Annotated in this window: 8 protein-coding genes; 2 read left to right on the top strand and 6 right to left on the bottom strand. The window is 71.3% G+C overall.

Annotated features, from left to right (window positions below; all coding sequences use genetic code 11):
• Window positions 1–631, bottom strand: a 631-nt coding sequence (locus tag OXS49_RS32370; protein ID WP_267428621.1) for an MFS transporter, incomplete at its 3' end; no start/stop codon positions are given.
• Between the two features lie 377 nt (window positions 632–1,008).
• Here OXS49_RS32370 and OXS49_RS32365 point away from each other — a divergent pair.
• On the top strand, window positions 1,009–1,227 hold the full coding sequence (locus tag OXS49_RS32365; RefSeq protein WP_244008279.1) for a hypothetical protein: 219 nt from the start codon (window positions 1,009–1,011) through the stop codon (window positions 1,225–1,227).
• 9 nt (window positions 1,228–1,236) lie between these two features.
• Here OXS49_RS32365 and OXS49_RS32360 read toward each other — a convergent pair whose 3' ends face one another.
• The 4 genes from OXS49_RS32360 to OXS49_RS32345 form a co-directional block, all read right to left on the bottom strand.
• Window positions 1,237–1,641: a phage holin family protein gene (locus OXS49_RS32360; protein WP_267428620.1), complete on the bottom strand. Its 405-nt coding sequence runs from the start codon at window positions 1,639–1,641 to the stop codon at window positions 1,237–1,239.
• Between the two features lie 66 nt (window positions 1,642–1,707).
• On the bottom strand, window positions 1,708–2,133 hold the full coding sequence (locus OXS49_RS32355) for an RNA polymerase sigma factor region1.1 domain-containing protein (protein WP_267428619.1): 426 nt from the start codon (window positions 2,131–2,133) through the stop codon (window positions 1,708–1,710).
• Between the two features lie 62 nt (window positions 2,134–2,195).
• Complete coding sequence (locus OXS49_RS32350; protein WP_267428618.1) at window positions 2,196–3,257, bottom strand: acyltransferase; 1,062 nt, start codon at window positions 3,255–3,257, stop codon at window positions 2,196–2,198.
• Between the two features lie 109 nt (window positions 3,258–3,366).
• Window positions 3,367–3,558 (bottom strand): hypothetical protein, encoded by a 192-nt coding sequence (locus OXS49_RS32345; RefSeq protein ID WP_267428617.1) that lies wholly within the window; start codon window positions 3,556–3,558, stop codon window positions 3,367–3,369.
• Window positions 3,559–3,683: 125 nt separating this feature from the next.
• Here OXS49_RS32345 and OXS49_RS32340 point away from each other — a divergent pair, with 125 nt between their 5' ends.
• A complete protein-coding gene (locus OXS49_RS32340) occupies window positions 3,684–3,884 on the top strand; it encodes a hypothetical protein (protein ID WP_244008275.1) in 201 nt (66 codons plus the stop codon).
• 258 nt (window positions 3,885–4,142) lie between these two features.
• Here OXS49_RS32340 and OXS49_RS32335 read toward each other — a convergent pair.
• Window positions 4,143–5,359: ATP-binding protein (locus tag OXS49_RS32335; RefSeq protein WP_267428616.1), on the bottom strand; the 1,217-nt coding region annotated here is incomplete at its 5' end.

Below are 5,359 nucleotides of genomic sequence, written 5' to 3'. Positions count from 1 at the left end.
GCCGGCCCCCGGCCCCGCGGCGGCGCCCCTCCGGATAGAACAGGATCGGCACGAGGCAGATTGCGTCCAAAGCCGCGCAGGCCAGGACCGCCCCGTGCCAGCCGAACCGGTCGTAGGAGCCGACCAGCACGCCGACGCCCAGGATCCCGCCGAGCGAGGCCCCGCACAGCTTGGCCGAGGCCACGAAGGCGCGCTGCTCCCCCGGCACGGTCTCCACCACCAGGGCTTCGAGGGCGATGTCCATGGTGGCCACGCAGGCGCAGGTCGCCACCGCCAGGACGAGGAGTCCCGCGAGCGGCCACTGCGCGCCGAGGCTGAGGAGCACGAGAAGGAGCACCGTCACCCCCTGCGCGGCCACGATCCAGCCGATGCGGTGGGGGAGTACCGGCAGGTGCAGGCGGTCGAGGAGGGGGGCCCACAGGAAGGTGAGCCCGACCGGCAGGTTGATGAGCTGCAGGAGCCCGACTTCGGCCAGTTCGACGCCCCGCGCCCGCAGGATCAGTGGCGCCCCGCCCGACAGGAAGCCGAGCGTCGCCCCGAAGGTCACGTACAGGCAGAAGAACGGCGTCAGCGGACGCAAGGCCGCCAGGGTATCGGTGACACGGACGCCGATGGCCTGTCCTGCCGCCATGGGACTACGCCTGGAATCCGGCAGCGGAATAGCTGGCTACTCGGTGGCTGCAGTTTATAATCACACTAATCTATTGATGGACCTCAGTTTTTGCTGACTATAGGGGTTGATGCCGGGGATCAAGTCAAGGGCGATCGAGCCGCTGCGCGGCACCTCGTCTGCGGGATCCCGGATCAGGTTCCGCTGTAGCTCCCGCGGTCTGGGAAAGGCGTGGTGCAGGATGAACCAGCACGGGACGCGGCGCGGAGTGGCTCCTCCCCTGTGACATCCGGTCCGATCGACCCAGCACCAGTGGACGGAAATCCCGGCGTTAACGCTTCATCAACCATGATCCGGGCAGATTTTCCCATCGCGAGCCGAGCTTGGAGGGACGATCCGTGACGCGACACCGGGACTTCGACGCGCTGAGCGAGGCGCAGATCGCCGCGGGACGCACGCAGAAGCGCTGGGTCGCGCCGAAGGCCGATTTCCGGCCCGCCGGACCGTTGGCGGTGGCCGACCTGCTCGACACGATCCAGCACGTGGCCGAGGCGGCCACGGGCGAGCGCAGCTTCCTGCACCTGCGCCCGAAAGCCACCGGCACACGGGGGCGCTGAGGCCCGGCGTCAGGCTCCGGTCCGGGCCACGTCCCGGACGGTCCGCTTCGCCTGACGCCACGTCCGCCAGGGTTCGAGGTTCGCGAGCGCCATCCGGCGTGTGCCGAGCCAGCCGAGCCAGAGCGCCATGGCCAGGAAGGGCGCGGCGACGATCAGCGCCGCCGTTGCCTCCGAGCCCAGCGGCAGCGCCAGCAGCTTCACCACGCCGTCGAGCCCGAGAAAGAAGGTCACGATCAGGAGAATCGGGATCGTCCCGACGATGGCAATCAGCGAGACGATCGCCCGGATATTGCCGTCGACCTCGGTCCGCGCGAGCGTGAGCAGCGCCTCGATATGGGCCGTGCCCTCGCGCAGGGCCGCGATCAACAGGGCCAAGGTTCCGTCAGGGGTGTTTCCGTCAGGGGGTTGGCGCATGGTGCCGGATCTTCCGTGAACAGCCCCCGGCCAACGGGCCCGCCGGCCGATACGTTCCGCCTTCCCTTACAACAGCAGCAGTACGGCCCCGAGGACGAGCAGCGTCGCGAGGCCTGCCAGGGCGACGGCCCGGTTGACCCCCGCCCCGTCGTCCGGATCCGCCTGCGGCGGCGATGCCGGCCGCGATCCGGAATCCGTCATTGAGGCCGCCGCGTCCGCGCTCTGCGCCGCCCGGACCAGCGGGACGGGGCCGGGATCCCGCGACGGGAGGGTCAGGGCGGTGGTAAGCGGCTTGTCGGTGGGCGGCCCGAAGGCTTCGGGCTCGACGCTGATGCCGGCGGCCTCCAGTTCGAGCATCACCAGGACGAGGGCATCGACGTCCAGGTGCTCCACCGGCAGCGCGGCCCGCAGGTCGTCCGCCGAGAGTTCCCCGCGGTCCCGGCCGAGGGCGATGAGCCGGTCGAGGGTCCCGCGATCGATGGTCTGGGACATGTCCGGCCCCCTGCCCTGCTGGTTCGTCGCCAACGCGCGAGGGCGGGGGCGGTTACCGGTTCTCAGCGACCGAGGGCGGCCAGCGCGGCGTCCGGTCCGGGGCTGGCCGCGTCCGGCCGGCGCCGGAGCATCGGCCGCTCCACGCAATACCAGCTCAGGATCCCGAGGGGCAGCGCGGCCGCCAGCGTCAGGGCCGCCCCCGTCCAGGGGGAGAGCCCCGGCACCCATACCATCAGCAGGTTCTGGATCGGCCACGCGTAGAGATAGAGCCCGTAGGAGGGATCGACCTGCGCGGTGGCGCGGCTGAGCGCGAGGGGCCGCACCGCGAAGGCGAACCAGAAGATCAGGTAGCCGCCGAGCAGCGCGAAGGCCGGCTCGGCCAGCGGCGGGCTGAACAGCAGCGGCAGGAGCAGCAGGGCAGCCAACGCCGCGCCCCGGCCGGTATAGGCGATCCGGTCGGCGAAGAGCTGAAAGGCGCCGCCACAGGCGAACACGAAGCCGAGCCGGATCATCTCCGACAGGGAACCGAGCCCGTCGCCCGGATGCCCGATCGGCAGGTACAGCCAACGCAGGACGAGGAGGAGGCTCAAGCCCGCCAGCATCGCGAGGTAGCGGCCTCGCCTCCGCAGGGCTCGGGCGGTCCCGACGAGGCCGAGCAGCAGGTAGCAGCCGAATTCGCAGGGAATCGTCCACATCGCTCCGTCGAGCAGCGGATAGGGCAGGTCCGCGAAGGCGCCCGGGACCACCGGCATGAGCAGCAGAGCCAGCCGCACCAGGGTCTCAGGGAGCGAGACCGCCGCGAGGTCGCCCCCGGCCAAGGGCGCCACGATTCCGATACACAGGAGCGAGGCCACCACGAAGCCCGGATAGATCCGCCTTACCCGCCGCATCAGGTAGTCGGCGAAGGAGCGCTTGGCCCGGTAGCTCGCGGTGATCAGGTAGCCGCTCACGAGGAAGAAGCCGTCGACCGCCACCTCGCCGAACGACAGGGTGCCGAAGACCCGCGTCAGCAGCTCGCGCGACCGGTCCCCGTCCACCAGTTCGGGGGCGTGGGCGAGGATCACCAGGGCCGCGAACAGCAGGCGCAGCGTCCCGAAATTGTTCGCCCGGCCGCCCAGTGCCACCCCTGCCCGCTCCGCGTTTTTTGCGACGGACCCAGGGGCTGGCAAACCCGGTTGGAGCGCAAGGACAAAGCGGCCACACCGCCGCGGGATCTGCGGCTACGCTTCCGCTCTATGACCCCACGAACGCCGTGCTCAGATCGGCCTGGAACGCGCTGATCATCGCCGCGCGCCGCTGCGCGCCGACGAGGAGCCGGACGGCCGGCGGGGCCTCCCGGAACACGCTGACCTCGCCGTCGGTGAGCACCGCCCAGAGGGTCACGGCCGCGGCGCGCACCTGCAGGACCTGCTCCGACAGCCGCAACGCCTCGGGGCGCCCGGGGACGAACCAGCGCGACAGGCGCTCGGTCCAGAGGGCGAGATGGGTGTCGAGCCGCGCGTCGATCAGGGCGCGCCGGTCGCTCCCCGGCGAGCGGGTCCGCCGGCCGGTTGTGGTACGTCGCGATCACCGCCCCCCGGTTGCCGTCCGCGTGGCTGATCTCGGCCTCGCGCAGCTTCCGGTCGATCGTGACCGACCGCACGGCTGGCGCGGCCAGCGTCACCCGCAGGAACTCGGCCATGCGGGCGGGCGTCGCGAAGGCGGCGGAGCCTATGGAGGACATGGCGTTGGACCGTTTCGGCGGAGCCTGAGCGAGTTACGCTTGTGCGCGCCGCGCGCCACACCGGGCGGGAATCGCCAGGTGGTGATCTGCGCAGGACCCCGGCGCCACCTCGGCAACCCTCGATCGGGATGAGGCTTGTCCTGTGGCCCGGGCCGTTCGCGAGGCCGCACGCAGCCCGATCCGCGCCGACTCGATGGGGATCCCGGTCTTCGCTCAACGCCATCGGGGCTCCGCCCCGATACCTCGCTAAAGGGCCCGGCCCTTTGGAACCCCCATCCTGGACCCGTCAGGCCGACGCGGCCGAGCGTTTCGCCTGCCGGATGACCTCCTCCGGCGTCGGCGGGTTGGCCGGATGGTAGGACAGGCAGAGCGGCGTGCGCAGCTTGGCCGGGCGCCCGGACCCCTCGGTGGCGAAGTAGAACTCCCCCGCCCCGAGCTTGCCGATATCGGTGCCGCCGCCGCCATTGGCCGCCAGAATCTCCTGGGCGGCCGCGATCGTCGCGGGCGCGCTCTGCCGGCCGAAGAACTGCGTGGTGCAGTTCGAGACCACCTGATTGTGGATGCCCCGCGGCACCTGCGTCGCCACGATCATCCCGAGCCCGTACTTGCGGCCCTGCGCCACCAGCTTGATGCCGCTGCCGAGGCTCGGCGCCGCCCTCTGAGCTGGCAGGAAGGTCTGCGCCTCGTCGACCACGTAGAGCATGCCCCGGGGCGACGGGTTCTTCTTGATCCAGCCGAACAGGGTCATCTGCAGCCGGTTCACGAAATCCTCCCGGGCCGCCTCCGAGGCGAGGCCCGACAGGTTGATCACCGAGATGCGGGTGCGCCCCGGGTCGCGCCCGAAGAACAGGTGACGCGGGTCGAGCACCGTGCCCTCCACCTTCAGGAGCGGGTTCGTGGCGATCGCGGCGTGGAGCTGGTCGGCCATGCCGGCTCCGAGCTTGGCGGCATTGCCGATCGCGCTGATCCCGTCGGGTAGGTCCGACAGCAGCGCCATGAAGGCTGCAAGGTTGCCGCCGCCCTGCTCCGCGAAGCGGCGCAGGGAATCCGCCAGCACGCCGCGCTGCAGCGCGTTCTTGGCGCCGGCCAGAGGCCCGAGGGTTTCGGCCGCCATCTCGATCGCCTGCTGGCGCTCGTCGCGATCCTCGCCGAGTTCCCCGAAATCGGGCAGGACCGCGAGGAACAGCGGGTTGCCGGCATGGACGCCCGGCGTCCAGACCACGACCTCGACCCGCTCGGCGTAGAGCGCCGCCTTGCGCACGTCCTCCGGGGTGAAGGCCTTCGGCTGGTCCGGCCACGGGTCGCCGAGGCGCGAGAGATCGTTGTTGGGGTCGATCACGATGGCCGGGATCCCCGCCAGGGCCGCCTCCTCCACGAGGCGGCGCAGCAGCACGGTCTTGCCCGACCCCGAGCCCGCGATGATCGCCGTGTGCCGGGGCAGCAGCCGCAGCGGCAGGCTGACCGGGGGGGCGTCGGGGGTGAGCCGGTGGCCGACCGGGATCG

It is taken from the genome of Methylobacterium sp. GC_Met_2 (assembly GCF_026540795.1).
Lineage (GTDB): Bacteria > Pseudomonadota > Alphaproteobacteria > Rhizobiales > Beijerinckiaceae > Methylobacterium.
The sequence above is the reverse complement of the archived record's forward strand: the minus strand, read 5'-3'. Positions and strand labels throughout refer to the sequence as shown.